Raw genomic sequence first — 26,951 nt, forward strand, 5'->3', positions numbered from 1 at the left:
AGAGTTGTCGATGTCGCCGGGAGACCGGCGGCGATCGGGGTGTAGCGCAGCTTGGCAGCGCGCTTCGTTCGGGACGAAGAGGTCGTGGGTTCAAATCCCGCCACCCCGACAGCTGAAACAACAGGTCACGGGCCTGATCCGGATTCCGGGTCAGGCCCTTCCCGTGTCTCCGGTGATCGTTTGGGAGAAATCCGGGAGAAGATCTTGGCCGGGGCTCTCCCAGAGCGTCACCGGACCCAGCCGGCTTCTGGTCGAGCGACCTACGGTCACACCGAACGCGTGCAAACGGATCGAGCGGAACGGGCTGGCCTCGTCTGCCCGTCACCCGCTCGTACGTTGTCCCCGGGCCTCGTTACCCTCGACGCCCCCCAGGGCCCCTCAGCTCGGAAAGGGCAGGATCTCCGCCGAGGTCACCGGGGACACCGATGATCCCAGCGACCTCGAGACTCTACTGACTCGCATGTACACCGAGGTACGCCCGGCAGGCCGCAACATTGCCGCATCGGACCTGGCCGGCATCGGGCCCAGCGTCACCAACGCCCTGTCGAGCCACCTGACGGCGGAGGTGCGGCACGAAGGTGCCCGGTGGGTTCAGGAGTACCGGTGCGGCGTTCCCGTAGCTCCGCCCACCGCCATGGGTCCGGCATCCGGCAGTGGGACCACCCTCACCTTCTGGCCCGACTCCGGCATCTTCGAGACCGTGGAGTGCTCGTTCACCGTGCTGGCGGAACGATTCAGGGAACTGGCCTTCCTGAACCGGGGCCTGAGCATCTCGCTGACGGATGCCCGCCGTCCGGGCGAACTCGGGTCGGACCACTTTCTCGGCGAGATACGGGACTTCGTCGTCTCCCTTGATGCCTCAGTGGGATCACCCATTCACCTGGACACCATTGCCTTCGCCTGGGAGGACTCGCGGATGGCAGGCACGGCGGAGGTGGCCCTGCGGTGGTGCACCTCCCCCGAGGAGCAGGTCCGCAGCTTCGCCAACAGCCAGCCCACCCCCTATGGCGGGACCCACGTGGTGGGCTTCCGCAAAGGGGTGGCGGACGCGATCAACGCCTACGCCCGGAAGCGGCGACTGCTGAAAGCGGCGGTCCCGATCTCACCTCGGACCGGATCGGCGAGGGACTGACGGCGGTCGTGTCAGTGAAGCTGGACCATCCCCAGTTCGAAGGCGCCACCCACGGCGTACTGGGCAACGCAGAAGTGCACACCTGCCTGCGCGAGGCCGTCCGCGGGAACCTGGGCAAGTGGCTGGAGGGACACCCGGAGCAGGCCGCAGCCATCGTCGGCAGGATGTGAGCGTCAGCGCACCACCAGCGCCGGGCATGGGTTCGAATCCCGCCACCCCGACAACCGGTAAGCGCCGGCATCTTCCTGACATGTCAGGTTCACCTGTCTGCGGCTTCCAGACGTCCACCGAGAGCGCCCAACGCCCGACGGGCCACCTCCTGCGAAGCGACGGGCCGATCGCCTTAGAACCTTTGGTTCAGGGGTGATTGGGGGTTTATCTACGCGCGGAGCTATGCCTACCGACCGATCATTCGGGCAATTCAGGCGGGTTCTCGCAGAGCTATTACCGACTGGTACCGCGAGCTGCTACAACAGGGACCGCTCACCCAACCCCCCACCCACCCCCCACACTTCGGAGGGCTGACAGGTATGTCAGTACGGAGATTCTGGGCGTCCGCATCCACTCTGCTCCTCGCCGCCGCTGCCGCTCTGGGAATCGCCCAGCCGGCTTCGGCAACCTCCTCGGCCGCCGCCGGCGGGTACGTCGCCCTGGGCGACTCGTACTCGTCCGGTGTCGGCGCGGGAAGCTATCTGTCCGACAGCGGTGACTGCCGGCGCAGCACCAAGGCGTATCCGTACCTCTGGGCGGCGGCGAACTCGCCGTCCTCGTTCACGTTCGTCGCCTGTTCGGGCGCCACCACGAGCACGGTGACCAGTGGTCAGCTCGGGGCGCTCAGTTCGTCCACCTCGCTGGTGAGCGTCACCGCCGGCGGCAATGACGTCGGGTTCGCCGATGTCATGCAGGACTGCGTGCTGTCCGGCGAGTCCGCCTGCATCTCGGCCGTGAACACGGCCGTCGGGAAGATGAACAACACCCTCCCGTCCAAGCTGGGTTCGCTGTACGCCTCCATCCACTCCAAGGCCCCGCAGGCCCATGTCGTGGTGCTGGGCTACCCGCGCTTCTACAAGATCGGCGGAAGCTGTCTCCTCGGCCTGTCCGACAAGGCGCGTACGGCCATCAACAACGCGTCCGACGTGCTGAACGGGGTCATCGCCAAGCAGGCGGCGAATGCCGGGTTCAGCTTCTCCGGGGTCGCCGACGAGTTCACCGGACACGAGCTGTGCTCCGGAGATCCGTGGCTGCACAGCGTCTCGATCCCCGTCTACAACTCGTACCACCCCAAGGCCGAGGGGCAGTCCGGCGGGTATCTGCCGGCGTTCCGCTCCGCGGCGTGACACGGGAGCGGCGCCCCGGTGCGGAACCGGGGCGCCGCTCCTCCGTCAGACCGCCGGGCGGGTGGCCTTGAGGGAGTACATCAAAGGCAGCCGCGGACGGTCCGGCGGGAAGCGGAAGAAGTCGTCCGCTCCGCGTTCCAGAACCGGGAATCGCGCGAAGAGCGAGACGTCGTGCTCATGGAGGAATTCGATCCGCAGACCGGCGGCGGCCAGCGCCGACACCACGCTGCCCACCGGATGCTGCCACTCGACACTTCGGTTGTGAACGGTCCGGGCGTCGAAGTCCGCGTACGTACCCGGCGTCTCGTCCACCCATGCCTCGCGGCTGAAGTAGTCGTGCACGATCCGCGAACCGGTCTCGTCGTCCAGGCAGTCCGTGAGCGGATGGAACTCCGCGAGGTAGAGGAAGCCACCGGGCGCCACCAGTGACGCCGCCGTCTCGGCCCAGCGGTCGATGTCGGGCAGCCAGTTCAGCGCGCCGACGCCCGTGTAGACGATGTCGTACGAGGAGTCCGGTACGGCCTGGGCCGCGTCGTACACGTCGGCGGCGACGAAGGCCGCGCGGTCGGGTCCGAGCCCCAGGTCCTGGGCGAGGGCCCGGGCGGTCTCGACGGCCGGTTCGGAGAAGTCGAGGCCGACGACCTGAGCCGCGCCGTGCCGCGCCCAGGAGAGCGTGTCGAGCCCGATGTGGCACTGCAGGTGCAGAAGCGTCCGGCCGGTCACCTCACCTACCTCGGCCAGCTCGAAGGGCCGCAGGGCGTCCTTCCCCGCGCGGAAGGAGCCCAGGTCGTAGAAGTCACTGCCTGCGTGGATGGGCACCCGTTCATCCCACATCCTGCGGTTGGCCTCGCGCCAGTCGGGCGGTATCGGAGCGGTGGACATGTGCGCGAGGTTATCCACAGGCTGCGGACGAAGCGAACGGATTGCCGGGCGTCCGGCGCAGAATGGGGTCATGACTGAGGCCACTGGTTCGCCGACGACCGCATCCGTCCCGCTGTGGGAGCAGCGCTTCCGCGCTCCCCGGGTGTCGCTGCCCGACTGGGCCGAGGACGCGCCGGACCGCGCGTTGTTCGTCTCCAACGCGACGGGGACCTACGAGCTGTACGCGTGGGACCGGGCGACCGGAGAGCAGTGCCGGGTGACCGACCGGCCGAACGGGACGACGGACGGCGTGCTGACGCCGGACGGCGATTTCGTGTGGTGGTTCGACGACACCGACGGAGACGAGTTCGGGGTGTGGATGCGCCGGCCGTTCCACGGCGGGCTGGACGCCGCGTCCGCGCCGGCCGCTCCCGGCCTCGGGCCGTCCTATCCGGCCGGGCTCGCGATCGGCCGGGACGAGACGGCGGTGATCGGCCGTTCGACGGACGAGGACGGTACGACGGTCCATGTCGTACGGCCGGGCGCGGCCCCGGTGGAGATCTACCGCCATCGCGAATCGGCCGGGGTCGGCGACCTGAGTCACGACGGGACGCTGATCGCCCTGGAGCACACCGAGCACGGGGACGCGATGCACTCCGCGCTGCGCGTGGTCCGGCCGGACGGGACGACGGTCGCGGAGCTGGACGACACCGAGGGCGGTACGAAGGAGCTGGGCCTCGCGGTCCTCGGCTTCGCGCCGGTCGACGGGGACACCCGGCTGCTGGTCGGGCACCAGCGGCGCGGACGCTGGGAGCCGATGATCTGGGACCCGGTGACGGGCACGGAGACGGACCTGGCGATCGACCTGCCGGGCGATGTGGGCGCCCAGTGGTACGCGGACGGCTCCGCGCTGCTCGTCGAGCACGGCTTCGAGGCCCGCAGCGAGCTCTGGCGGTACGAGCCCGCCGCGGCCGACGGAAAGCTGGTCCGGGTGGAGACACCGGCCGGCACGGTCTCCGGCGCCACGGCCCGCCCGGACGGGACGGTCGAATACCTCTGGTCGTCGGCGGCCGAGCCGCCCGTCGTCCGCTCCACGACCGGCGCGGTGGTGCTCGACCCGCCGGGGGCCGGGGCGCCGGGTTCGGTGCCCGTCGAGGACGTGTGGGTGGACGGACCCGGTGGTCGCATCCACGCGCTCGTCCAGCGTCCGGCCGCCCCCGCCGAGGGGCCGTTCCCGACGGTCTTCGAGATCCACGGCGGCCCCACCTGGCACGACAGCGACGCCTTCGCGGCCGGCCCGGCGGCCTGGGTCGACCACGGGTACGCGGTCGTCCGGGTCAACTACCGCGGCTCGACCGGTTACGGACGGGCGTGGACGGACGCGCTCAAGCACCGGGTCGGGCTGATCGAGCTGGAGGACATCGCGGCGGTACGGGAGTGGGCGGTGAAGTCCGGCCTCGCGGACCCGGCGAAGCTCGTCCTGGCCGGCGGCTCCTGGGGCGGCTATCTCACACTGCTCGGCCTCGGCACGCAGCCCGGCGACTGGGCCCTCGGACTGGCCGCCGTACCCGTCGCGGACTACGTCACGGCGTATCACGACGAGATGGAGGCCCTGAAGGCGATGGACCGCACGCTGCTGGGCGGGACCCCGGAGGAGGTGCCCGAGCGGTTCGAGGCGTCGTCTCCCCTGACGTACGTCGACGCGGTGCGCGCCCCGGTCTACATCTCCGCCGGGGTCAACGACCCGCGCTGCCCGATCCGCCAGGTGGAGAACTACGTGGACCGGCTGAAGGACCGGGACGCCGTGCACGAGGTCTACCGCTACGACGCGGGGCACGGCTCGCTCGTCGTGGAGGAGCGGATCAAGCAGGTGCGGCTGGAGCTCGACTTCGCCCGCCGGCACCTGTCCGGGGCACCGGCCGGGCCTGCGTAGGGGCCGGATAAAAGGCCGCCTTCCGGGTGCCCCCGCTCCGGCCGGCCGGAGCGGGGACCGTACCGTGGAGGGGTGTACCGGTTCCTGCTGACCCCGCGATGGTGGGGGATCAACCTCTTCGTCGTGCTGGCCATCCCGTTCTGCGTGTTCATGGGCACCTGGCAGCTCGGCCGCTTCGAGGACCGCGTGCACACGCACGAGGCCGCCGAGAAGCAGCCCGCGCCGGGCACCCGGTCCGCCGAACCGCTCGACGAGCTGCTGCCCGTCGACACGGAGACCTCCGGCCGGCCCGCCGTCGCGACCGGGCGGTACGCGGACCGCTTCCTGGTGCCCGGCCGCGAGCTGGACGACCGGCAGGGCTTCTACGTTCTGGACATGCTGCGGACCGACGGCGGCAAGGCCCTGCCGGTGGTGCGCGGCTGGCTGCCCGGGAAGCCCGGACAGACCCGCGTACCGCCCGCTCCGGCCGGCCGGGTCACGGTGACCGGCGACCTCCAGGCGTCGGAGAGCGCGGGCAGCGCGGGGGTCGGTGCGACGGGCGGGCTGCCGGACGGCCAGGTGGGCATCATCAGCGCTGCGTCGCTCGTCAACCTGGTGCCGTACGACGTGTACGACGCCTGGGTGACGCTTCCGAAGAGCGGGGCGGGCGGCTCCGAGAAGGCCGTGGGCGCCCCGGGGGACGCGACGACGAGCGGTGCCGCCCGGTCCGAGGCGACCGCGCTGCGCCCGGTACCGGCCGCCGCGCCGGAGGGCGGCGGGCTGGACCTCAAGGCTTTCCAGAACCTCGGCTACACGGGTGAGTGGTTCGTCTTCGCCGGGTTCGTGGTCTTCATGTGGTTCCGGCTGCTCCGGCGCGAGGCCGAGGCGGCCCGGGACGTGCGGCTCGGCCTGGTCCCCGAGGCGGAGACCTCCGCCCCGCCCGCCCCCGAGGCGGAGGCCCGCTCCAAGGCGTGAGCGGGCGGCCCGGCGGCCGCCCCGTACCCGCTCCTAGGAAGAGGGCTCCAGGACGCCCGTCCGGTAAATCGTTCCCGCGCAGGCGTTGTCGATCTTCGTCGCGGCGACCGGGGCCCCGGGCTCCGGGGTGTGCTGCACGGAGATGCTGCCCTGGGCGGGGACGGCCCCGTCGCTGCCGAACTGCGTCTCCGTACCCGTCTCGCTCTCCCCGGTACCGCCGGCCGCCACGGACCCGGCCGAACCGCCGCTGCCTGCGCCCGCCGCCCCGTCCGTCGGCGTCGGGGAGGGCGAACCACCGGTGGACGGACAGGTGTCCTTGGGGACCCAGGCGAACTGCACCTCGTAGACCGCGTCCGGCGTCAGCACGACGGTGGTCTCCTCGGTGGCGGGGTCGGGCAGACCGGACGCGGGGTCGCCCTCGGTGTGCCGGACGACCTCGATCCGGGCCGGGTCGGCAGCGCCCATCGCCTCGAAGCCCACGGTGCCGCCACTGCTCACCACGCAGTTGTCACCGGACACGTTGGCGATGCGGAACGCTCCGTACACCGTGCCGTCGGCACCCGCCGCGCCGGTGCTGGCCGACCTCACGCCGAGCTGTCCGGGGTCGCACGGGGGCATCGCGTCCACCGCGCTCCTGGAGGGATCGGCGGACGCGCCGGACGGGGCGCCGTCCTGGCCCTGGCCGCTGCTGTCGGACGGGGTCGCGGTGTCCTGCGGAATCCCCTGGCCGCCGTTCGGGTGTCCGCCGCCGCTCTCGCCGCTCCCCCCGTTGCCGGTGTCCGCGCCGCGGTCGTCGCCGTTGCCGCCCTGCGCCTGCTCGCCGTGGCCGGCGATGGCGGGGCTGGCCGTGCTGGAGCCCTCCGAGTTGGCGACGTGGACGAACGCGGGGATCGCGGTGCCGATGAGCAGCGCCGCCGCGGCGGCGCCGACTAGGGCCTGCCGCCGGCGCGCCCGGCGGGCGGGCACCGCGCGCTGCAGCCGGTCGAGGCTGCCGTCACTCGGTTCCAGGCCCTGCACGACACCGTGCATCATGCGGCGCAGCGCGTCCTCGGCGCCGTCGTCACCGCCGTCGCCGAAGGGCGAGCCCCCGCCGGACGAGTTGCCTCCGCCGAACCGTCCGGCCGGGGCCTCAAGGCCCTGGGTGTCGCCGTCGCGGTCCGCGTCCGGGGCGTTCTCCGGCCCGTGGTTCACAGTTCCGTTCCCAGTCCGGTCCAGCGGGAACCCGCGGGTGGAGCCACGCCGGTATCCGTTGCGGCCCGCGGGCCGCGGGTCCTGTTCGTGGTCGTGCTCGTGGCGGTCACCGCGCCGGTTCATACCTGCGCCTCCATCACCACGCGCAGGGCCGCGATACCGCGTGACCCGTACGCCTTCACCGAGCCCAGGGATATGCCCAGCGTCTCGGCGACCTGAGCCTCGGTCATGTCCGCGAAGTAGCGCAGGACCAGCACCTCGCGCTGGCGCCTCTGCAGGCCGCGCATCGCCTTGATCAGCGCGTCCCGCTCCAGCTGGTCGTACGCCCCCTCCTCCGCGCTCGCCATGTCCGGCATCGGCTTCGAAAGCAGCTTGAGCCCGAGGATGCGGCGGCGCAGCGCGGAGCGGGAGAGGTTGACGACGGTCTGGCGCAGATACGCGAGGGTCTTCTCGGGCTCGCGCACCCGGTTGCGCGCGGAGTGCACGCGGATGAACGCCTCCTGCACGACGTCCTCGCAGGACGCCGTGTCGTCCAGCAGCAGGGCCGCGAGGCCGAGCAGCGAACGGTAGTGGGCGCGGTAGGTTTCGGTGAGATGGTCGACGGTGGTTCCGGCTGCCACGCCCTCTTCAGCACCCTCGCGCTGCGTCGGCAGCCCCGTCTGGCGCGCGGCGGGCATGGGCGCGATCACCGGCATGCCACCGGCTGCGCGGGGCCGTCGGAGCGGTCGCACCGAAGCGCCGCGCAAGGGGCCCACCACTGTGATATCGAGAACCTCTGCCACGCCAGTTGGACACGCTTCCCCCCGTCAGGGTTGTACGCATACGGCACCGCGTTTGAGACCCTGCGACATGCCCTCATACGTACCCGTTCTTCCCCAGATGCCCCGCACATGCGCCCCGCCGCGCAAGAAGTGACCGCTTAGACGCCTGGCGCCCGACCCGCGGTTGCAACGAACCGAAAGGTCATCGTCGGTCACGGCGACTGCCCAGCTCAAGAGGTTCAGACCAGAGAGTTGCTCACAGATCGTTCACAGAAAGTACAAAACAGGTTCGATCCGGACCTCGCAACCACGTTCGGTCAGGACCGGGGGAACTCCGCGGCGACGGATTCGGCGATCTGGGCCACGTTGAGGGCGGCCCCCTTCCGGAGGTTGTCGCCGCAGACGAAGAGCTCCAGCGCCTGCGGGTCGTCCAGCGAGCGGCGGACCCGGCCGACCCAGGTCGGGTCGGTGCCGACCACGTCGGACGGGGTGGGGAAGTCACCGGCGCCCGGACTGTCGTAGAGCACCACGCCGGGAGCGGTGGCCAGGATCTCGTGGGCCCGGTCGACCGCGACGTCGTTCTCGAAGCGGGCGTGCACGGACATCGAGTGCGTGGCGACGACGGGCACGTACACGCAGGTCGCCGACACACGCAGGCTCGGCAGACCGAGGATCTTGCGGCACTCCTCGCGGATGGCCAGCTCCTCCGACGACCAGCCGTCCCCGGCGTCCGTCCCGGCCCACGGGACGACGTTGAGCGCGACCGGCGCGGCGAACGGGCCGCCGTGCGTGTCGCCCACCACGCGGCGCACGTCGCCCGGTTTCGTGCCGAGTTCGGTACCGGCGACCATCGACAGCTGTTCGCGCAGTACGGCGACCCCGTCGCGGCCGGCGCCGCTGACGGCCTGGTACGAGGAGACGACGAGCTCCCGCAGGCCGAACTCGGCGTGCAGGGCGCCGATGGCCACGATCAGCGCCAGCGTGGTGCAGTTCGGGTTCGCGACGATGCCGCGCGGTCTCATCCGTACGGCATGCGGGTTGATCTCGGGCACGACGAGCGGAACGTCGTCGTCGGCCCGGAAGGCGGCGGAGTCGTCGATGACGACGGCGCCCTTGGACGCCGCGAGCGGGGCCCAGCGCGCGGAGACGTCGGCGGGCACCAGGAACAGCGCCACGTCGATGCCCTCGAAGACGTCCTCGGTGAGTTCGAGGACCTCGCTCTCCTCACCGCGTACGACCAGCTTGCGGCCGGCCGAGCGCGGTGAGGCGACGAGTCTGACCTCGCCCCAGACGTCCGCGTGCTGCGAGAGGATCTGGAGCATGACGCCGCCGATCGCCCCGGTCGCGCCGACGACCGCGAGCGAAGGGCGGCGTGCGGTCATCGGCCGGTGCCCCCGTACACGACGGCCTCGTCGGAGTCGCTGTCGAGGCCGAAGGCGGTGTGCACGGCGCGCACGGCCTCGTTGACGTCGTCGGCGCGGGTGACCACCGAGATGCGGATCTCGGACGTCGAGATCAGCTCGATGTTGACGCCCGCGTCGGACAGCGCCTCGAAGAAGCCCGCGGTGACCCCGGGGTTCGTCTTCATACCCGCGCCGACCAGGGAGATCTTGGCGATCTGGTCGTCGTAGCGCAGCGAGTCGAAGCCGATCACGCCGCGGTTGCGCTCCAGGGCGTCGATGGCCTTGCGGCCCTCCGCCTTCGGGAGCGTGAACGAGATGTCCGTCAGGCCGGTCGACGCGGCGGAGACGTTCTGCACCACCATGTCGATGTTGACCTCGGCGTTCGCGATCGTACGGAAGATCGCGGCGGCCTCGCCCGGCTTGTCGGGCACGCCGACGACGGTGATCTTGGCCTCGGAGACGTCATGGGCGACTCCGGAGATGATCGCGTGCTCCACCTTCTGGTCCCCTTGCGGCTCGTTGCTGACCCAGGTGCCGCGCAGTCCGGAGAAGGACGAGCGGACGTGGATCGGGATGTTGTATCGGCGTGCGTACTCGACGCAGCGGTGCAGCAGCACCTTGGAGCCGGACGCGGCCAGCTCCAGCATGTCCTCGAAGGAGATCCAGTCGATCTTACGGGCCTTCTTGACGACCCGCGGGTCGGCGGTGAACACGCCGTCCACGTCGGTGTAGATCTCGCAGACCTCGGCGTCCAGCGCGGCCGCGAGCGCGACGGCCGTGGTGTCGGACCCGCCGCGGCCGAGGGTGGTGATGTCCTTCTTGTCCTGGGACACACCCTGGAACCCCGCGACGATGGCGATGTTCCCCTCGTCCAGCGCCGTGCGGATACGGCCCGGCGTCACATCGATGATGCGCGCTTTGTTGTGGACCGAGTCGGTGATGACGCCCGCCTGGCTGCCGGTGAACGACTGGGCCTCGTGGCCCAGGTTTTTGATCGCCATGGCCAGCAGCGCCATGGAGATCCGCTCTCCCGCGGTCAGCAGCATGTCGAACTCACGCCCGGCCGGTATCGGGGATACCTGCTCGGCGAGATCGATCAACTCGTCCGTCGTGTCGCCCATCGCGGACACCACGACAACCACCTGGTTGCCGTTCTTCTTGGCATCGACGATTCGCTTGGCGACGCGCTTGATGCCCTCGGCATCGGCTACGGAGGAGCCTCCGTACTTCTGCACGACAAGGCCCACGTGCGCTCCTCGCTCAGTCCATTACTGCGGTCGGCTCAGTTTAACGAGCAGTCCGGAAACGCCCCGCTGATACCACATGGTGAGATGTCCCGCTCACCACGTGATCATCGGCGTGTCGCTCCGAACCGCTCGTACCGCCCTGCTGCCCACCGGACGCGTACGCATTCCCCTTTGTGGCCCAGCCCACACATGGACCGGGCCATCGGATGGCCCGCCGTCCCGCTATTTCGCCGGGCGCAGGCCCAGCGGCCCCGCGATCTCCTCGAACATGACGCGGCCCGCCTCCTCGGCGAGGTCGTCGTCGCCGGCGTCCTGGTCGGTGTCCAGGCCGTCCAGCTCCTGGAGGGGCTGGTTGAGGCGGATGTGGGCGATCAGGGACTGGAGGGCGCGCAGGGCGGCGGAAGCGGTGGAGCCCCAGTTGGAGAAGTAGGAGAACTGCCACCACCACAGGGCCTCGGTGGTGCGGCCCTCCTCGTAGTGGGCCAGGCCGTGGCGCAGGTCGGTGACGAGGTCGGCCAGATCGTCGGAAATGCGGGCCGCGACCGGGGCCTTGCGGGGCTCGTACGGGTCGAAGACCTCGGAGTAGACGTCGATCGGCTCCAGGAGGGCCGCGAAGCGCTCGCGCAGGCCGTCCGCGTCCGGTTCGGCGCCCAGGTCGGGCTCGTAGCGCTCGTCGGGGACGATGTCCTCGTACGCGCCGAGCCGGCCGCCGGCCAGCAGGAGCTGGGAGACCTGGAGCAGGAGGACCGGAACGGCCTCTTCCGGCTCCTCGACCTTGGACACCTCGGTGACCGCGACGATGAACGTCTTGATCTGGTCGGCGATCTGGACCGCGAAATCGCCGGGGTCCTGTGTGACGGTGTTCAACGTGGCGTCAGACATCGAGGAGACCTCCCGTGTGACCGGTCGGAGACGTTGAGTAGAAGATAACCGCGCTGAACGTAAAGCCGTCGTGAGATGCGGGAACGCGAGCGTCAGACATCGAGCAGCCGCCTCCCCTCGAAGGCGCGGCCGAGCGTGACCTCGTCCGCGTACTCCAGGTCGCCGCCCACCGGCAGGCCGCTGGCGAGCCGGGTGACACGCAGGCCCATCGGCTTGACCATCCGCGCCAGATACGTCGCGGTGGCCTCGCCCTCCAGGTTGGGGTCGGTCGCCAGGATCAGCTCGGTGATGGAGCCGTCGGCGAGGCGGGCGAGGAGCTCGCGGATACGCAGGTCGTCCGGACCGACGCCCTCGATGGGGCTGATGGCCCCGCCCAGCACGTGGTAGCGCCCCCGGAACTCACGGGTCCGCTCGATCGCGACGACGTCCTTGGGCTCCTCGACCACACAGATGACCGAACGGTCGCGCCGCTGGTCGCGGCAGATCCCGCACTCCTCCTCCTGGGCCACATTGCCGCAGACCGCGCAGAAGCGGACCTTGTCCTTGACCTCCAGGAGGGCGTGCGCCAGGCGCCGCACGTCCGTCGGCTCCGCCTGCAGCACGTGGAAGGCGATCCGCTGCGCGCTCTTGGGACCGACGCCGGGCAGTCTGCCCAGTTCGTCGATGAGGTCCTGAACCACGCCTTCGTACAACGGAACGCCTTCCTGACTGAGTCGGCTGAGTCGTGGTACGTACCGTAGGAGGTACGCGCCGTCTTGGGTATGCGGCCGGTCAGAACGGCAGGCCGGGCATGCCGCCGCCCAGCCCCTGGGTCAGCGGGCCCAGCTTCTGCTGCTGGAGCTGCTGGGCGTTCTCGTTGGCCGCCTGGACCGCCGCGACGACGAGGTCCGCGAGGGTCTCGGTGTCCTCCGGGTCCACCGCCTTCGGATCGATCACCAGGGCGCGCAGCTCGCCCGAGCCGTTGACCGTCGCCTTGACCAGGCCGCCGCCCGCCTGGCCGTCGACCTCGGTCCTGGCAAGCTCTTCCTGGGCCTGGGCGAGCTCCTGCTGCATCTTCTGGGCCTGCTGCAGCAGCTGCTGCATATTGGGCTGACCACCACCGGGAATCACGGTCACTCCAGGCATTTCGACGACAAATGTTTCGGTAGGCCGAGCCTACGTGGTCCCCGGGCGGCGCGCCCCACCCGCCGAGGAGCAACTCTTTCGAGTGAGATCGGGAGAGCCGTGCCGCGGTTCCTATACCTGACCAGAGGCCGTGTACACCCGGGAATACCGCGATTTCGACCCCACGGCCCACCATTCGGCGGTAGGAAGGGCATGCGTCCCGGCACGCACGCGCCTACCCCTCCTCACGCATGGTTACGCATGGGGGACTGCCCGTCGCGTCCAGGGACCGGGAGCAGAGCAGGAATCCGCCCCGTCGTCGAGTACGCGGTCGAGAGCACGCGTCGCTATGCAGCATGCAGAGGAGTACCCCGGTGAGTCAGCCGGAGATGCAGCCCGAAGTGCCGCCCCGCAAGTCCGGCACGTCCGGCCCGGCGGGTGCGGCCGCTCCCTCCGGTACGGACTCCGAGGACCGTGCGGGACGAGCCCGTGACCTGACCGGGGCGCCGTTCCCGTTGGGCGACTGGGGAGAACCCTCCCAGCGGCTGGACGAGCTCTACCGGTGGCTGGAGGCGGACGCGCTGCGCACCGCGGACTGGTATCTGAACGACCGGATGTGGAAGCGGCGCTGCGCCAGGGCGCTGCGGATGGGCACCGCCGCCGGGGCGGTCGCGGGCGCCGCCCTGCCGCTGCTCGACCTGACCGGCGCGCTGCACGGCGCGGCCGGCTGGGGCTACCTGTCGCTGCTCCTCGGCGCCGCGTGCATGGCGTGCGACCGCTACTTCGGCCTGACCTCGGGCTGGATAAGGAACCTCGCGACCGCGCAGGCGGTGCAGCGCCGGCTTCAGGTGCTCCGGTTCGACTGGGCGTCGGAATGCGTACGGGAGGTGCTCGGCCCGACCGAGGGCACGGCGAGCGAGGCGACCGAGCGGTGCCTCGGCGTGCTGCGGCGCTTCTCCGAGGACATCACGGAGCTCGTACGGTCGGAGACCGCCGACTGGATGGTGGAGTTCCGGGCCGGGCCCGCGCCGCTGGGGATGCAGGCCCTGGTCTCCGGCGGTGCCGGGAACGGGCGCCCGGAGCCGGGTGCCGCGCCCGGACGCTTCCCGCTCCAGTCGATGGGCCGGCCGAACATGCCCCGGCAGCGGCCGCCGGAGTCCCCGCGCTGACCGTCCAACGGCCCGTGCGGGAATCCGGCGCGGCGCACCGGGACCGCGTCAGCTGAAGACGATCATCGATCCCTGGGCGAGGCTGCGGGTGGCCGCGGCGTGCAGGCCGAGCCAGACGTGGCGCTCCCGGGCGAACGGGTTGTCGTCGTACGGGACGGAGGTCGCCGGTTCCTCCAGGTCGGTGGGGGCGGCGGGCGGCAGGGGGGCGGCCGGCGGGTTCGCCGGGTCGATTCCGATGGCCGGGGCGACGAACTCCAGCTCCCGCAGCAGCCCGTGCGCGGAACCGAGCGGGCCGCCCGCCACCAACAGGTCGTCGGTGGAGACCGGCGCGGCGAAGTCGAGGGGGACGTACGCCCCCGCGTGGTCGAAGTGCCACACCAGGTGCGACTGCCGGGCCGTGGCCTCGAACATCTCCAGCAACTGCTCGTAGTCCCCGCCCAGCTCACCGACCGGCGTGACGGCGAGGCCACTGAGCTGGAGGAGGTAGGCGCGGCGCAGGAAGTGCAGGGCGTCGTAGTCGAAGCCGGCGACCGGGGCGACGTCTCCGGTCAGTCCCGGCATGTAGGCGTACACGGGGACGGGCGGCAGTCCGGCCTCGCCCAGGGCCTTGTCGTAGAGGGCGATCTCATCGGCGAAGGGGTTGTCGGGGCTGTGGCACAGCACATCGACGAGGGGGACCAGCCACAGGTCACAGGCCACGAAGTCTCGCTCTCCAACGGGGGCGTGCGGTGGTCGGGACAGCGTAATGCGACCGGCACCGCGCGCACAGTGGTCGCTCACGACCGGCCGGCGACGCGGCGGGACGGCGACGGCACCGGGGATTCAGGCGTGCCCCTCGGTCTCCCCCGCGGACGGTTCCATCCCGGCCAGGCGGTCGGCCCAGCTCAGCGCATGGCCGTTGTACCCGTCTATCGCCGCACGCAGGGCTTCGCGGTCCCGGTGCGTGATGGCGGCGACCAATTCGGCGTGGCCGTTCCACAGCCAGTCCCGCAGGTCGGCGTCGCCCCGCAGGTACGGCACGGCGAACACCCATGCCTGGACGCGCAGCCGGTGCAGGAAGTCGCTGATGTAGCCGTTGCCGATGAGCCCGCCGAGCTCGCGCCAGAAGCGCAGGTCGTAGCCGATGAGGATGTCCAGGTCACCGCTGCGCGCCGCGCGGGCGGCCTCCTCGGCCCGGCGGCGCACGGAGACGAGCGCGTCCCGGTAGTCGGTACGCCGGTCCGGAACCGGCTCGTGGAAGACGCCCCGGATGACCCCGTCCATGACCAGGGCGCGGGCCTCCACCATCGCCCGGTAGTCCTCGACCGTGAACTGGTGCACCCGAAATCCGCGGTGCTGGTCGGATTCGAGCAGGCCCTGCGCGGACAGGTCGAACAGCGCCTCGCGGACGGGCGTCGCGGACACCCCGTACTGCTCGGCGATCTGCTTGACGGTGAACTCCCGCCCCGGCAGCAGACGCCCGGCGAGCACCTCGTCGCGCAGCGCGTCCGCGATCTGCTGTCGCAGGGTGCTGCGGGTGACGGCTCCGCTCGCGCACATGGCGCCCCTCCCCCATTCGGTTCCGGGTCACCTTAGACCGGGGTCGCACCGGTCCTGCGCCCCGGAGGGCCCCGGCCGGGCGGCCCACGCCGCTATTCTCGTCCCCGTCCGGCGTGTTGTCGTACGGGGGAGGCCGCACACCATGGAGAAGCTCGGGTCCACCGATCCACAGCGCATCGGCGCCTACCGCCTGCTGGGGCGCCTCGGCGCGGGCGGGATGGGCCAGGTGTATCTGGCCCGGTCCGACCGCGGCCGTACCGTCGCGCTCAAGCTGGTACGTGAGGAACTGGCCGCACAGCAGGAATTCCGCGACCGGTTCCGCCAGGAGGTGCGGGCCGCCCGCCGGGTGGGTTCCACCTGGACCGCGCCCGTCCTGGACGCCGACACCGAGGCCGACGTCCCGTGGGTCGCCACCGGGTATGTGGCGGGGCCCTCCCTCCACGCCACCGTCTCGGGCGGCCCGGTCTCCGGCGCCTACGGCCCCCTGCCGGAGCGGTCCGTCCGTGTTCTCGGCTCGGGTCTGGCTCACGCCCTGAAGGCCATCCATACGGCCGGCCTGATCCACCGGGACCTGAAGCCCTCCAACATCCTGCTCACGATCGACGGCCCGCGCGTCATCGACTTCGGGATAGCGAGGGCCCTGGACACCGTCACCGACGGCGGTCTCACCCGCACCGGCGCCCTGGTCGGCACGCCCGGCTTCATGTCGCCGGAGCAGGTGCGGGGCGAGCGGGTGAGCGCGGCCAGCGACGTGTTCTGCCTGGGGTCGGTGCTGACGTACGCCCTGACCGGCCGGCTCCCCTTCGGCGCCGCGGCCAACGAGATGCACGCCCTGCTGTTCCGCATCGCGCAGGAGGACCCGGACCTGACCGGGGTCACGCCCGGCCTCGACGACCTGATTCGCGGGTGCCTCCACAAGGACCCGCAGGCCCGGCCGTCGACGGACGACATCCTGGCGCTCCTGGCCGACGGCGACAACAGCACGGAGCCGTGGCTTCCCGGTGCGCTCCTCGCCCAACTCGGCCGCCACGCCGTCGAACTGCTCGACTCGGAGGACCCCGAGGACGCGGTACCGGCCGACGCGGCGAGGTCGGGCAGCGGGGCCGGGCCGGCCGACGCGGCTGTGCCGGGCGGCGGGGGGCCGGCCGACGCGGCGGAACCCGGTGACGTACCGAACGACGCGGTGCCGGCCGGCGGCGCACCGACGGACGCCGTGCCGGACCCGGCCCGGGCCACGGGTCCCGCCCCGATTCCCGGAGTCGGGCAGCCGCAGGGCGCGGTCCCCCTCACCAAGCCGGGCTCCCCGGCCGACGCGGTGAGCGGCGCCCCGGCCGACGCCCCCTCCGGCGCCCCGGGTGCCCCGGCCGCCCCGGGTGCCGAGCCTGTCGCCGAGCCGGCGACCGAGGTCCTCGACGCCCCCACCGGCCCGACCGCCCCGCTCCCGTCCCCCGGGCAGCCCGAGCCCGGTTCCGTCCACGCGCTCCCCGCCACGGCCGCCGCCACGCCGCCGAGCGGGCCGCCCCCGGTCACCCCACCGCCCGGCTACGGCTACCCGCACCAGGCCGCCCAGCCGCAGCAGGTCCAGGGCTACGGCCACCCGGTGCAGCCCGGCCCCGGCCAGGGGTACGGCTATCCACAGCATCCCGGCCAGGGCCAGTCCTACGGCTACCGCCAGCAGCCGGGTCCGGACCACGGCTACCCGTACGGCTACCCGCAGCAGCCCGGCCAGGTCGCCACTCCCCCGTACGGCCCCGGCTACCCCACCGGCGCCCAGCATCCAGCCCCCGCTCCCGAGCCGGCCCGCAGGAGCAGCGGCTCGACCATCGCGCTGATCCTCGTCGCCGTCCTGGTGGCCGTTGGCGCCGGCGGGTCCGTCTACGCCCTCATGAACGACAAGGGCGGGACCCCCACGGCCAAGCCCAGCCACTCGGCCGGGCCCACCCCGTCGCAGGCCATCGACGAGTCCCCCTCTCCCGACGTCTCCCCGGACCCCTCGCCCGACGACGGCGACAACGGCGAGGCGGGCGGCGTCCCCGACGGCTACCTGGGCTCGTGGTCCGGCAGCATCGACAACAACACCGGCCACTCCACCCGTGAACTCGTCATCCGCCAGGGCGAGGTGGGCGACACGGTCCTCACCCTGACCGCCGAGGGCCCCCTCGCCGGCGGCGGCACCTACCACTGCGTCTTCGAAGCGTCCCTGACCGCCGAGGCCGTCGAAGGCGAGTCCGTCAGCATCGGCCCCTCCATCGTGACCGAGGGAGAACCTGCGGCTTCCTGCTCCCCGGGCGCTCCGACGACGCTCACCCTGCTCCCGGACGGCGGTCTGAGCCGTGAGAACACGTCGAGCGGCGAGAAGCTCACCTACACGAAGTCCGGCTGAGGCATGCGGCCCGGCGAGGTCACCGGTGCGCTCGCACTGTCGCCCCCAGCCCGGCCCCGCCGCCGGTTTCACTGGATCAGCGGCCGGAGTGACATGAGCAGGTGCTGGTGGCCCGTGTCCCCCGGCCCGTCCACCGCTGCCGCCGCTTCCTCATGGTCCTGGTGCCCGGTGATCATGGCGCGCTGGCCCTGGCCCATGAGCTGGAACCGGACCACCGGGCTGTCGAATGTGGCCAGCGCGTCCATCAGATAGGCGGGGTTGAAGCCCACGGCGATCTCGTCGGCGCCCAGGAGCGCGGCGGGCAGGCGCTGGGAGGCCACGTCGTCCTCGTACCCGGCCTGGAGCAGGACGGAGTCCCCGGTGAACGCGAACTGGAGCGGGCTGTCGCCGTCCGCCACGACGGCGACCCGCTTCACCGCCTCGACCAGCGGTTCGCGCTCGGTCACCGCCTTGACCGGTCCGCTCAGCACGAACAGCTTGTCGTGGCGCGGGAGCCGGCCGTCGAGCAGCCGGACCGTGGTGCGCATGCCTTCCCGTTCGAAGCCCGCCGAACCGCTGTCCAGGGCGAGGCGGACCGTACCGGGGCGGGTGCCGACCGAGCGGGCGATCTCGCTGAGCCGCCGGGCCGAGACGACGACGTCGGCGGTGGTGCCGTGGCCCGTGGGGCGCCAGTCGAGCGTACGGACGGCGAATCGGTAGCGGTCGGTGGCCGCGAGGGTCATCCGCTCGCCGTCGAGCGCCAGGCGGATTCCGGTGAGCGTGGGGAGGGTGTCGTCCCGGCCGGCGGCCACCGACACGTCGGCGACGGCCGCCGCGAACTCCTGCCCGTCCACCTCACCGAGTATCTCGGGCAGCGGCGGCAGCGCGGGGTAGTCGTCCAGCGGCAGGACGGACAGACCGAATCCGGCGCCGCCGCCCGTCACCGTGAACCGTGAGCCCTCGACCGCGCACTCCACCGGCCCTTCGGGCAGCACCTTGCACACGTCGAGCAGCCGGCGGCCCATGACCAGGACCTTGCCGGGCCGCTCGGTCCGCGCCGCGACCTCGATGCGGGCGGACGCCTCGTAGTCCAGGCCGGAGATGCTCAGTCTGTCGTTCGTCGCCTCCAGCAACAGCCCGCCCAGCACGGGCACGGGCGACCTGGTGGGCAGCACGCGGGCGGCCCAGGCGACGGCGTCCGCCAGCTCGCCTCGTTCGATCCGGAACTCCATCGTGCTGACCTCTCCTCGCGCGCCGACCGCCTGCGGTCCCGACACTTGCGACGTTAGAGGCGACCACTGACAACGAGGCGGGGGACGCCTCCGCCGGCACGGCCGGAGGCGCCCCCCACACGAGTGAAGTTGCCGGTGAAAGCGCTGGTCAGCAGCTCAAGTTGGAACCGGGCGTGGTGCCGAGGATCTGCACGAACGCCTGGTACTTGTCGATGCGGCTCTGGACCTGGGCGGGGTTGCCGCCGTTGCACTCGATGGAGCCGTTGATGGAGCGGATGGTCTCACCGAAGCCGGCGCCGTTCACCATGGCGTTGTGGGCGGTCATGGTGCCGGGGCCGTTCTGGGTGTTCCAGTACCAGAGGCCGGTCTTCCAGGCCACGGCGGCGTCGGTCTGTACCAGGTTCGGGTTGTGCAGCAGGTCGATGCCCAGCGCGTCGCCCGCGGCCTTGTAGTTGAAGTTCCAGCTGAGCTGGATCGGGCCGCGCCCGTAGTACGCGGCCTGGCCCGCCGGGCAGCCGTAGGGCTGGCTGCTGTCGCAGTAGTGCGGGTAGTTGGCGGTGTTCTGCTCGACGATGTACACCAGTCCGCCGGTCTCGTGGCTGACGTTGGCGAGGAAGGCCGCGGCCTCCTGCTTCTTCACGGTGTCGCTGCCGCTGTTGGCGAAGCCCGGATAGGCATCCAGCGCGGCGACCAGCCCGCTGTACGTGTAGAAGGAACTGCGGCCGGGGAACATCTGGTTGAACTGCGCCTCGCTCACCACGAAGCCCGAGGACGAGCCCGGGTCGCCCGGGTCCGTGCCGCCGCCGCTTCCGCAGGCGCCCTGGTCGGCCCAGACGTCCGAGCTGCCCGGCTTCTCGTTCTGCGTCCACCACTTGGCGGTCCAGTTGTGCCCGTTGTACGAGGCGGCGGCGCCGCCGGTGTACACGGACGAGGCGTTCCAGGCGGCCGCGCAGTCGGCGGCCGATGCGGTGGTGGCGGGGAGTACGACGAGCCCTGCGACGACCGCGCCCAGCGCGGCGAGCAGGCCCATGAGGCGTCGGAACATCTGCACACTCCTTCGGCGCGGCGCACCGGTCGTCGCGGCGCACCGCTGTGGGGGGTTGCCGCCACTCAAGCGCGGCTGGTCTGGACCTGTCAAGGTCTAGACCAAAAGACGGAACCCCTTCGACCGCAGGGCCCCGGGGACTGTCCACGATGCGCGGATCGCGCCGCCCCCGGGGCCCGCAAGGCGTCAGCAGGTCAGATGTGAACCCGGGTTGACGCCGATGACATCCGTGATGTGCTCGTACTTGGCCGCTCGGGCCTGCACCGAGCCGGGGTTGCCGCCGTTGCACTCCAGCGAGCCGTTGAGCGAGCGGATGGTCTCACCGAAGCCGGCCCCGCCGACCATGGCGTCGTGGGAGGTCATGGTTCCGGGACCGTTCTGGGTGTTCCAGTACCAGAGCGCGGTCTGCCAGGCGACGGACGGATCGCGCTCCACCAGCCAGGGGTCGTTGAGCAGATCGAGGCCCAGCGCGTCTCCGGCCGCCTTGTAGTTGAAGTTCCAGCTGAACATGATGGGCCCGCGCCCGTAGTAGGCGGACTGCCCGGCCGGACAGCCGAACGGCTGGCTGTAGTCGCACTTGATCCAGTAATTGGCCTCGTTGATCTCCTTCACATACCGCAGGCCGACCGACTCGAAGTCGGCGTGTGTCAGGAATGCCGCGGCTTCCCTGCTCCGCGTCTCCTCGGTCCCGGTGTTGGCGAAGCGGGGATACGCGTGCAGCGCGTCGATCAGGCCCTGGTAGGTGTAGAAGGGGTCACGCTCGGGGAAGATCTCGTCGAACTCCGCCTCGCTGATGACGAAGTCGGAAACCCCTCCCGTGCAGGCGCCCGCGTCCGTCCAGACGGTGGTGGCGCCCGGGTTCTCGTTCTGCGTCCACCACTTGGCCGTCCAGTTGCGGCCGTGGTGCGAGACCGTGCCGCCTGCCGTGTAGGCGGTCGAGGAGTTCCACAGGGGTGCGCACGACGTGGAGCCCGTGGTGTCCGATGCGGCCGGTGCGGCGGTGGCGGCGCCGGGCAGGAAGGCCGCCGTGGCGACGACCGCGCTCAGTACGGTCAGGATGCTCTTGATGCGGTTCAGCGCTGCTCACTCCTTCGACGAGGACGGGCATGGTGCGCCGCACACCTCGGCGGGCAGGCCGTGCGGGCATCCCTGCACCCAACCGCCGCTGGTCTGGACCTGTCAAGGTCTAGACCAGACGATCGCCTCGGGCGCGCACACGCCGGAGGGCCGGGGCTCAACCGCCGCCCCGGCCCTCCCGTGCACCCGTACGCCTAGAGGAACGAGTTGATCTCGATGGTCTCGGTACGGCCGGGGCCGACGCCGATCGCGGAGATCGGGGCGCCGGACATCTCCTCCAGCGCCTTCACGTACGCCTGCGCGTTCTTCGGCAGGTCGGCGAACGTCTTCGCCTTGGTGATGTCCTCGGACCAGCCCGGAAGCATCTCGTACACCGGCTTCGCGTGGTGGAAGTCGGTCTGGCTGTACGGGAGCTCCTCGACGCGCTTGCCGTCGATCTCGTACGCGACGCACACCGGGATCTGCTCCCAGCCGGTCAGCACGTCCAGCTTGGTGAGGAAGAAGTCGGTGAGGCCGTTGACCCGGGTCGCGTACCGCGCGATGACCGCGTCGAACCAGCCGCACCGGCGGTCACGGCCGGTGGTGACACCGCGCTCGCCGCCGATCCGCCGCAGCGCCTCGCCGTCCTCGTCGTGCAGCTCCGTCGGGAACGGGCCGGCACCGACGCGAGTCGTGTACGCCTTGAGGATGCCGATGACCCGGCTGATCTTGGTCGGACCGACGCCGGCACCGGTGCAGGCGCCGCCCGCGGTCGGATTCGAGGAGGTCACGAACGGGTACGTGCCGTGGTCGACGTCGAGCAGCGTGCCCTGGCCGCCCTCGAACAGGACGACCTTGCCCGCGTCGATGGCGTTGTTCAGGACGAGCGTCGTGTCGGCCACGTAGGGCTTGAGCTGCTCCGCGTACTGGAGCATGTCCTCGACGACCTTGCCGGCCTCGATGGCGCGCCGGTTGAAGACCTTGGCCAGAAGCTGGTTCTTCTGCTCCAGGGCCGCCTCGACCTTCTGCTCCAGGATCGACTCGTCGTAGAGGTCCTGGACGCGGATGCCGACCCGGTTGATCTTGTCGGCGTACGTCGGGCCGATACCGCGCCCGGTGGTACCGATCTTGCGCTTCCCGAGGAACCGTTCCGTCACCTTGTCGACGGTGACGTTGTACGGGGTGATCAAATGAGCGTTGCCGCTGATCAGCAGCTTCGACGTGTCCACGCCGCGGTCGTTCAGCCCACTCAGCTCGGAGAGCAGGACCGCCGGGTCGACGACGACACCATTACCGATGACCGGGGTACATCCCGGTGACAGGATGCCGGAGGGGAGGAGATGCAGTGCGTACTTCTGGTCACCGACGACCACCGTGTGGCCGGCGTTGTTGCCGCCCTGGTAGCGCACCACATAGTCCACGGATCCACCGAGGAGGTCGGTGGCCTTTCCCTTGCCCTCGTCACCCCACTGAGCACCGAGCAGCACAAGTGCGGGCACAGGCGTACACCCCTTCCGGGCGGGGCATGTCCAAGGTCAGGGGGCGTACGAAAACGCCGTACATGCCGTACGTCGTTGTACGGCACAGTCCGAACCGTCGAACCGGGTGCCCCGGAATAGACGAAACCCCTGGCGCAATAGCGCAAGGGGCTCTTGCACCAAGATGCTACCCGAGGAAGGACCGAGGTGTCGGCTGCCCAGCCCCCCGGTAACGGTGCGCCCCACCTGCTGGTGGTGATCGATCCGGTCGCCCGCCGGACGGACGGCGAGTCCGTCCGCATCGCGAAGGACGTGCTGAGCGCGGGCTCGCACGCCAAGATCTGCCTCCCGGACAGCCCCGGGGAATTCGCCCGGGCCCTGTCCCGCCGGGGCGGCCGGCGGCCGGTGGTGATCGGCGACGACCGGGCGCTGCGGCGCGCCGTGTCGCTGCTGCACCGGGAGCGGGAGCCCGCCATGAGCGCGCTGTCGCTCGTCCCCGTCGGCGCGGCGGGCGCGCTGGAACTCGCCCACTCGCTCGGCGTGCCGAACGGCGCCGTGGCGGCGGCGCGCACGGCGCTGGACGGGGCGGTGCGCCGTCTCGACCTGCTCGTCGACGACAGCGACGGCGTGGTCCTCGGCGCACTGCGCATCCCCGCGCTGAACGGAGCCCCGGGGACCGGGGCCGACCGCTCGGGCGTGTCCGCCGTCTGGGACGCCTGCCGCTCGCTGGTCCGCACCCTGGTGCGCCCCGCGCCTCCGGAACCGCCTGCCGTGCCGCCGACGCACCGGCTGCGCGTGGAGGCCGACGGCGTCGTGCTGAACGACCTCGACCGTCCGGTCGCCTCCGTGACGGTGACGTCGGGCTGCGGCGACGACGGCTTGGCCGCCGTGACGATCGACGCCCCGGACACCGCCCCGGTCACCACGGAGGCGAAGGCGGTCACCGTCTCGGGGGCGGACTTCCGCTACCGGGCGGACCTACAGGTCGCGGGACCGGTGCGGACCCGGACGTGGACGGTCCGGGCGGGGGCCTGGGGGCTCATGCTCCCGACGGGGTAGCGGGCACGGGGGCTCAGGTGCCCGCGCCGGTGCTGCCCGCCGGCAGGTCGAGGGTCTTGCGGTGCTCCTTCCAGCGGCCCATCAGCCCCTCCAGCTCCGCCTGCAGGAATTCGAAGAACGCCGCCGTCTCGGCGATCCGGGCGCCGGCCGGGGTGTGCTCGCCGAGGGTGCGCGCGCCTTCCTTGAGGGTGCGCTCCCAGCGGGTGAGGACCTGGTCCCGGCTGGCGAAGGTGGTGTACCAGATCTCGTTGTGCAGGCGGTACCGGTCGCGGCGCGAGCCCGGTTCGCGTTCGCGGCCGACCATGCTGACCTGCGTGAGGTAGTTGATCGCGCCGGATACGGCGGCGGGGCTGATCTGGAGGGCCAGGGCGAGCTCCGCCGAGGTCATGGAGGCGTCGTCGTCCGCGAGCAGGGCCGCGAAGACGCGTGAGGCCATGCGCTGCATCCCCGCCTCGGTCATCTCGGACGCGAACCGCTCCACGAACCGCGCGACCGCCTCGGCGTCCCGGTCCCCGGGGCCCCGGACCGCACCCTCGCCCGCGCTCTCCTCCGCGTTTTCGCCGCTCATCCCGCTCCTGTCCCTCCGTACGCCACCGCGTGTCACTCCTTCGAGTTTATACGGTTCCTTAACTTCACAAAGTTGTGAAAGTAGCGTACGTTCAAAATCATGACGAAGGCAATCACCGTGGCCGGACTGCGCAAGTCGTTCGGCCGGACTCAAGCGCTGGACGGGCTCGACCTGACCGTCGAGACCGGTGAGGTCCACGGCTTCCTCGGCCCGAACGGGTCGGGGAAGTCCACCACCATCCGGGTCCTGCTGGGGCTGCTCAGAGCCGACTCCGGTGCGGCCCAGCTGCTCGGCCGCGACCCCTGGCACGACGCGGTCGAGCTGCACCGGCGCGTGGCGTACGTCCCCGGGGACGTCACGCTGTGGCGCAATCTCTCCGGCGGTGAGGTGATCGACCTGTACGGGCGGCTGCGCGGCGGCCTCGACGGGGCCCGGCGCGCGGACCTCGTGGACCGCTTCGAGCTCGACCCGACGAAAAAGGGGCGGACGTACTCCAAGGGCAACCGCCAGAAGGTGGCCCTGGTCGCCGCCTTCGCGTCGGACGTCGACCTGCTGATCCTGGACGAGCCGACCAGCGGGCTCGACCCGCTGATGGAGGAGGTCTTCCAGAGCTGCGTGGCCGAAGAGCGCGAGCGCGGCCGGACGGTGCTGCTCTCCAGCCACATCCTGAGCGAGGTCGAATCGCTCTGCGACCGGGTCAGCATCATCCGCCAGGGCCGGACGGTGGAGACCGGTTCACTGACGGACATGCGTCATCTGACGCGGACGCACATCAGCGCCGAGCTGATACGCGATCCGGACGGCCTGACACGGCTCGCCGGGGTCCATGACCTCGATGTCGAAGGGCGACGGATCTCGCTCCAGGTGGACACGGACCGGCTGGACGCCGTCCTCAAGTCCCTCTCCGCGTCCGGCGTCCGCTCGCTGACGTGCACCCCGCCCACGCTGGAGGAGCTCTTCCTCCGCCACTACGCGGCGGACGCCGGGCAGTCGTCGGAGGTGGTGACGCGATGACCGCCGTGCCCCTCGCGGCGAAGGCCGGGGCGCGGCCCCGGGCGTCCACCGGGCAGCTCACCGGGACCTGGCCCCTGCTGAGGCTCGCCCTGCGGCGCGACCGCATCGTCATCCCCGTCTGGGTGCTCGTCCTCGGCGGGTCCTTCTCCTCGGTCGGTACGTCCATCTCGTCGCTCTACGAAACGCCGGCCCAGCGAGCCGAACTCGCCGCGTCGATGAACGGCAACAGCTCGGTGCGCGCGATGTACGGGCCCGTGCTCGACGACTCCGTCGGCGGGCTGGTCAGCTGGCGCATGCTCGCCTTCGGCGCGGCGCTGGCAGCGGTGATGAGTCTGGTCGTCGTCGTGCGCCATACACGCGAGGAGGAGGAGACGGGCCGCCAGGAAATGCTTTCCTCGGCGATGGTCGGGCGCCGTGCCCCGCTCACCGCCGCACTGCTCGCGGCGGTGATCGCCCAAGCCGGTCTGGCCCTGGTGATCACGGCCGGAATGGCCGGCTCGGGCGCGGGGGGCACGGGGGCGGTGGCGCTCGCGTCGGCCGTCGCCGGGGTCGGTGTGCTGTTCGCCTGCACGGCCGCGATCGCCGCACAGTTCACGGAGAGCGGGCGCCTCGCCAAGGGGGTCGCGGCGGCGGTGGTGGGTGCTGCGTTCGTCCTGAGGGCGGCGGGCGACTCGGCCACGGACGACGGCTCCTCCCTCCTCACCTGGCTCTCCCCGCTCGGCTGGGCGGAGAACGTCCGGCCGTACGCGGACGAGCGGTGGTGGGTGCTCCTGGTGATCGTCGGCGCGGCGGCGGTGCAGTGCCTCGTGGCGTACGTGCTGACCGGGCGCCGGGATGTCGGCATGAGCTTCCTGGCCGCGCGTCCGGGACCGGCGCGAGGGCGGATGTCCACCGCCTGGGGCCTCGCGATACGTCTGCAACGCGGCGCGCTCCTGGGGTGGACGGTGTCCTTCGCCGTGGTCGGCTTCGTCTTCGGTGGGCTGGCCGGCGGGGCGGCCGACCTGGTCGGGGACAACGAGAAGGCCCGGGAGATCTTCGAGCGGATGGGCGGGCAGTCCGGCCTCACCGATGCCTTCCTCGCCTCGATGGTCTCCGTGCTCGGCACGGTCGCCACTCTGTACATCGCCGCGTCGGTGCTCCGGCTGCACGGTGAGGAGACCGCCGGCCGCGCGGAACCGGTGCTCGCGGGCGGGGTCGGCCGGCTCCGGTGGGCGGGTGGCCATCTGCTCATCGCCTTCGGCGGGGCGGCCCTGATCATGGTGGTCGGCGGTTTGGGTCTGGCAGCGGGATACGGTCACGCGCTCCCGGCCGTGCTCGGCGCCTGCCTGGTGCAACTGCCCGCCGTCTGGCTGCTCGGCGGGGTCACGGCCCTGCTCCACGGGGCGATACCGAAGGCCGCGCCGGCGAGCTGGGGCGTGGTGGGGCTCTGCCTGGCGCTCGGCTGGATCGGGCCCGCCCTGGACCTGCCGCAGCCGGTGATGGACGCGTCGCCGTTCACGCACCTGCCGAAGCTGCCCGGAGCGGGGATGGAGTGGGGGCCGGTGACGCTCCTCACCGTGATGTCGGCGGCGCTGGTGGCCGCGGCCCTGGCGGCGCTGCGCCGCCGGGACCTGGTGACCTGACG

Annotated in this window: 25 protein-coding genes and 1 tRNA gene; 11 read left to right on the forward strand and 15 right to left on the reverse strand. The window is 71.4% G+C overall.

Annotated features, from left to right (window positions below; translation table 11 throughout):
* Positions 1-35 precede the first annotated feature (35 nt).
* The 4 genes from ACFUJY_RS01235 to ACFUJY_RS01250 all read left to right on the forward strand — a co-directional run bounded on the left by ACFUJY_RS01235 (position 36) and on the right by ACFUJY_RS01250 (position 2,469).
* Positions 36-109 (forward strand) — tRNA-Pro (locus ACFUJY_RS01235).
* A gap of 351 nt (positions 110-460) precedes the next feature.
* Positions 461-1,132 carry a hypothetical protein gene (locus ACFUJY_RS01240; protein ID WP_383292693.1) on the forward strand — a complete coding sequence of 224 codons (672 nt, stop codon included), beginning with the start codon at positions 461-463 and terminating at the stop codon, positions 1,130-1,132.
* Between the two features lie 8 nt (positions 1,133-1,140).
* The gene (locus ACFUJY_RS01245) at positions 1,141-1,302 is read left to right on the forward strand and encodes a hypothetical protein (protein ID WP_383292696.1); all 162 of its coding nucleotides are present in this window, start codon (positions 1,141-1,143) and stop codon (positions 1,300-1,302) included.
* A 360-nt stretch (positions 1,303-1,662) separates the two neighbouring features.
* The gene (locus ACFUJY_RS01250) at positions 1,663-2,469 is read left to right on the forward strand and encodes an SGNH/GDSL hydrolase family protein (protein WP_383292698.1); all 807 of its coding nucleotides are present in this window, start codon (positions 1,663-1,665) and stop codon (positions 2,467-2,469) included.
* A gap of 45 nt (positions 2,470-2,514) precedes the next feature.
* Here the strand turns inward: ACFUJY_RS01250 and ACFUJY_RS01255 are convergent, their stop codons facing one another.
* Positions 2,515-3,351, reverse strand: coding sequence for a class I SAM-dependent methyltransferase (locus tag ACFUJY_RS01255; RefSeq protein ID WP_383292701.1), 837 nt, complete (start codon positions 3,349-3,351; stop codon positions 2,515-2,517).
* Between the two features lie 70 nt (positions 3,352-3,421).
* Here ACFUJY_RS01255 and ACFUJY_RS01260 point away from each other — a divergent pair, with 70 nt between their 5' ends.
* Together ACFUJY_RS01260 and ACFUJY_RS01265 are read left to right on the forward strand one after the other, a co-directional pair.
* A complete protein-coding gene (locus ACFUJY_RS01260) occupies positions 3,422-5,263 on the forward strand; it encodes a prolyl oligopeptidase family serine peptidase (protein WP_383292703.1) in 1,842 nt (613 codons plus the stop codon).
* A 72-nt stretch (positions 5,264-5,335) separates the two neighbouring features.
* A complete protein-coding gene (locus ACFUJY_RS01265) occupies positions 5,336-6,217 on the forward strand; it encodes an SURF1 family protein (RefSeq protein ID WP_383292705.1) in 882 nt (293 codons plus the stop codon).
* Between the two features lie 33 nt (positions 6,218-6,250).
* Here ACFUJY_RS01265 and ACFUJY_RS01270 read toward each other — a convergent pair whose 3' ends face one another.
* From ACFUJY_RS01270 to ACFUJY_RS01300, 7 genes are all read right to left on the reverse strand, one after another.
* Entirely contained in the window at positions 6,251-7,408 is a 1,158-nt protein-coding gene (locus tag ACFUJY_RS01270; protein WP_383292708.1) for a hypothetical protein, read from the reverse strand.
* Between the two features lie 119 nt (positions 7,409-7,527).
* Positions 7,528-8,103, reverse strand: coding sequence for a SigE family RNA polymerase sigma factor (locus ACFUJY_RS01275; RefSeq protein WP_383292711.1), 576 nt, complete (start codon positions 8,101-8,103; stop codon positions 7,528-7,530).
* Between the two features lie 383 nt (positions 8,104-8,486).
* Positions 8,487-9,551, reverse strand: a complete 1,065-nt coding sequence (locus ACFUJY_RS01280; protein ID WP_383292714.1) for an aspartate-semialdehyde dehydrogenase — start codon at positions 9,549-9,551, stop codon at positions 8,487-8,489.
* Entirely contained in the window at positions 9,548-10,819 is a 1,272-nt protein-coding gene (locus tag ACFUJY_RS01285) for an aspartate kinase (protein WP_018102119.1), read from the reverse strand. Before ACFUJY_RS01285 ends, ACFUJY_RS01280 begins: the two co-directional genes overlap by 4 nt.
* Positions 10,820-11,041: 222 nt before the next feature.
* A complete protein-coding gene (locus tag ACFUJY_RS01290) occupies positions 11,042-11,701 on the reverse strand; it encodes a DUF5063 domain-containing protein (protein WP_383292718.1) in 660 nt (219 codons plus the stop codon).
* Positions 11,702-11,793: 92 nt separating this feature from the next.
* Positions 11,794-12,393, reverse strand: a complete 600-nt coding sequence (recR, locus tag ACFUJY_RS01295; protein WP_018102117.1) for a recombination mediator RecR — start codon at positions 12,391-12,393, stop codon at positions 11,794-11,796.
* Between the two features lie 79 nt (positions 12,394-12,472).
* Entirely contained in the window at positions 12,473-12,811 is a 339-nt protein-coding gene (locus ACFUJY_RS01300) for a YbaB/EbfC family nucleoid-associated protein (protein ID WP_164402752.1), read from the reverse strand.
* A 383-nt stretch (positions 12,812-13,194) separates the two neighbouring features.
* Between ACFUJY_RS01300 and ACFUJY_RS01305 the strand changes: the two genes are divergently transcribed.
* Complete coding sequence (locus ACFUJY_RS01305; protein ID WP_383293861.1) at positions 13,195-13,974, forward strand: SLATT domain-containing protein; 780 nt, start codon at positions 13,195-13,197, stop codon at positions 13,972-13,974.
* A 48-nt stretch (positions 13,975-14,022) separates the two neighbouring features.
* On the opposite strand, the gene ACFUJY_RS01310 is transcribed toward ACFUJY_RS01305, so the two are convergent.
* Entirely contained in the window at positions 14,023-14,673 is a 651-nt protein-coding gene (locus ACFUJY_RS01310; protein WP_383292722.1) for a hypothetical protein, read from the reverse strand.
* Positions 14,674-14,796: 123 nt separating this feature from the next.
* On the reverse strand, positions 14,797-15,513 hold the full coding sequence (locus tag ACFUJY_RS01315) for a GntR family transcriptional regulator (RefSeq protein ID WP_383292724.1): 717 nt from the start codon (positions 15,511-15,513) through the stop codon (positions 14,797-14,799).
* Positions 15,514-15,655: 142 nt separating this feature from the next.
* On the opposite strand from ACFUJY_RS01315, the gene ACFUJY_RS01320 reads away from it, so the two are divergent.
* Positions 15,656-17,896, forward strand: a complete 2,241-nt coding sequence (locus tag ACFUJY_RS01320) for a protein kinase (protein WP_383292727.1) — start codon at positions 15,656-15,658, stop codon at positions 17,894-17,896.
* Between the two features lie 68 nt (positions 17,897-17,964).
* Here ACFUJY_RS01320 and dnaN read toward each other — a convergent pair whose 3' ends face one another.
* The 4 genes from dnaN to ACFUJY_RS01340 form a co-directional block, all read right to left on the reverse strand.
* Entirely contained in the window at positions 17,965-19,107 is a 1,143-nt protein-coding gene (dnaN, locus tag ACFUJY_RS01325) for a DNA polymerase III subunit beta (RefSeq protein ID WP_383292730.1), read from the reverse strand.
* 148 nt (positions 19,108-19,255) lie between these two features.
* Entirely contained in the window at positions 19,256-20,152 is an 897-nt protein-coding gene (locus ACFUJY_RS01330) for a glycoside hydrolase family 19 protein (RefSeq protein WP_383292732.1), read from the reverse strand.
* Between the two features lie 186 nt (positions 20,153-20,338).
* Positions 20,339-21,229, reverse strand: coding sequence for a glycoside hydrolase family 19 protein (locus ACFUJY_RS01335; protein ID WP_383293864.1), 891 nt, complete (start codon positions 21,227-21,229; stop codon positions 20,339-20,341).
* Positions 21,230-21,423: 194 nt separating this feature from the next.
* Entirely contained in the window at positions 21,424-22,707 is a 1,284-nt protein-coding gene (locus tag ACFUJY_RS01340; protein ID WP_073966464.1) for an adenylosuccinate synthase, read from the reverse strand.
* Between the two features lie 186 nt (positions 22,708-22,893).
* Here ACFUJY_RS01340 and ACFUJY_RS01345 point away from each other — a divergent pair, with 186 nt between their 5' ends.
* Positions 22,894-23,745: a diacylglycerol kinase gene (locus ACFUJY_RS01345; RefSeq protein WP_383292736.1), complete on the forward strand. Its 852-nt coding sequence runs from the start codon at positions 22,894-22,896 to the stop codon at positions 23,743-23,745.
* 13 nt (positions 23,746-23,758) lie between these two features.
* Here ACFUJY_RS01345 and ACFUJY_RS01350 read toward each other — a convergent pair whose 3' ends face one another.
* Positions 23,759-24,313: a GbsR/MarR family transcriptional regulator gene (locus ACFUJY_RS01350; protein ID WP_383292739.1), complete on the reverse strand. Its 555-nt coding sequence runs from the start codon at positions 24,311-24,313 to the stop codon at positions 23,759-23,761.
* A gap of 99 nt (positions 24,314-24,412) precedes the next feature.
* On the opposite strand from ACFUJY_RS01350, the gene ACFUJY_RS01355 reads away from it, so the two are divergent.
* Positions 24,413-25,327: an ATP-binding cassette domain-containing protein gene (locus ACFUJY_RS01355; protein WP_383292742.1), complete on the forward strand. Its 915-nt coding sequence runs from the start codon at positions 24,413-24,415 to the stop codon at positions 25,325-25,327.
* Positions 25,324-26,949: an ABC transporter permease gene (locus ACFUJY_RS01360; protein WP_383292745.1), complete on the forward strand. Its 1,626-nt coding sequence runs from the start codon at positions 25,324-25,326 to the stop codon at positions 26,947-26,949. Before ACFUJY_RS01355 ends, ACFUJY_RS01360 begins: the two co-directional genes overlap by 4 nt.
* The last annotated feature ends 2 nt before the right edge of the window (positions 26,950-26,951 follow it).

Source organism: Streptomyces sp. NPDC057249, assembly GCF_042669245.1.
Classification (GTDB): Bacteria; Actinomycetota; Actinomycetes; order Streptomycetales; family Streptomycetaceae; genus Streptomyces.

Excerpts from the sequence above, each read along its gene's own strand:
- ACFUJY_RS01240 (WP_383292693.1), top strand. The coding sequence starts at position 461 with ATGTACACCGAGGTACGCCCGGCAGGCCGCAACATTGCCGCATCGGAC.
- ACFUJY_RS01250 (WP_383292698.1), top strand. The coding sequence starts at position 1,663 with ATGTCAGTACGGAGATTCTGGGCGTCCGCATCCACTCTGCTCCTCGCC.
- ACFUJY_RS01255 (WP_383292701.1), bottom strand. The coding sequence starts at position 3,351 with ATGTCCACCGCTCCGATACCGCCCGACTGGCGCGAGGCCAACCGCAGG.
- ACFUJY_RS01260 (WP_383292703.1), top strand. The coding sequence starts at position 3,422 with ATGACTGAGGCCACTGGTTCGCCGACGACCGCATCCGTCCCGCTGTGG.
- ACFUJY_RS01275 (WP_383292711.1), bottom strand. The coding sequence starts at position 8,103 with ATGCCGGTGATCGCGCCCATGCCCGCCGCGCGCCAGACGGGGCTGCCG.
- ACFUJY_RS01280 (WP_383292714.1), bottom strand. The coding sequence starts at position 9,551 with ATGACCGCACGCCGCCCTTCGCTCGCGGTCGTCGGCGCGACCGGGGCG.
- ACFUJY_RS01290 (WP_383292718.1), bottom strand. The coding sequence starts at position 11,701 with ATGTCTGACGCCACGTTGAACACCGTCACACAGGACCCCGGCGATTTC.
- ACFUJY_RS01305 (WP_383293861.1), top strand. The coding sequence starts at position 13,195 with ATGCAGCCCGAAGTGCCGCCCCGCAAGTCCGGCACGTCCGGCCCGGCG.
- ACFUJY_RS01315 (WP_383292724.1), bottom strand. The coding sequence starts at position 15,513 with ATGTGCGCGAGCGGAGCCGTCACCCGCAGCACCCTGCGACAGCAGATC.
- ACFUJY_RS01320 (WP_383292727.1), top strand. The coding sequence starts at position 15,656 with ATGGAGAAGCTCGGGTCCACCGATCCACAGCGCATCGGCGCCTACCGC.
- dnaN (WP_383292730.1), bottom strand. The coding sequence starts at position 19,107 with ATGGAGTTCCGGATCGAACGAGGCGAGCTGGCGGACGCCGTCGCCTGG.
- ACFUJY_RS01330 (WP_383292732.1), bottom strand. The coding sequence starts at position 20,152 with ATGTTCCGACGCCTCATGGGCCTGCTCGCCGCGCTGGGCGCGGTCGTC.
- ACFUJY_RS01350 (WP_383292739.1), bottom strand. The coding sequence starts at position 24,313 with ATGAGCGGCGAAAACGCGGAGGAGAGCGCGGGCGAGGGTGCGGTCCGG.
- ACFUJY_RS01355 (WP_383292742.1), top strand. The coding sequence starts at position 24,413 with ATGACGAAGGCAATCACCGTGGCCGGACTGCGCAAGTCGTTCGGCCGG.
- ACFUJY_RS01360 (WP_383292745.1), top strand. The coding sequence starts at position 25,324 with ATGACCGCCGTGCCCCTCGCGGCGAAGGCCGGGGCGCGGCCCCGGGCG.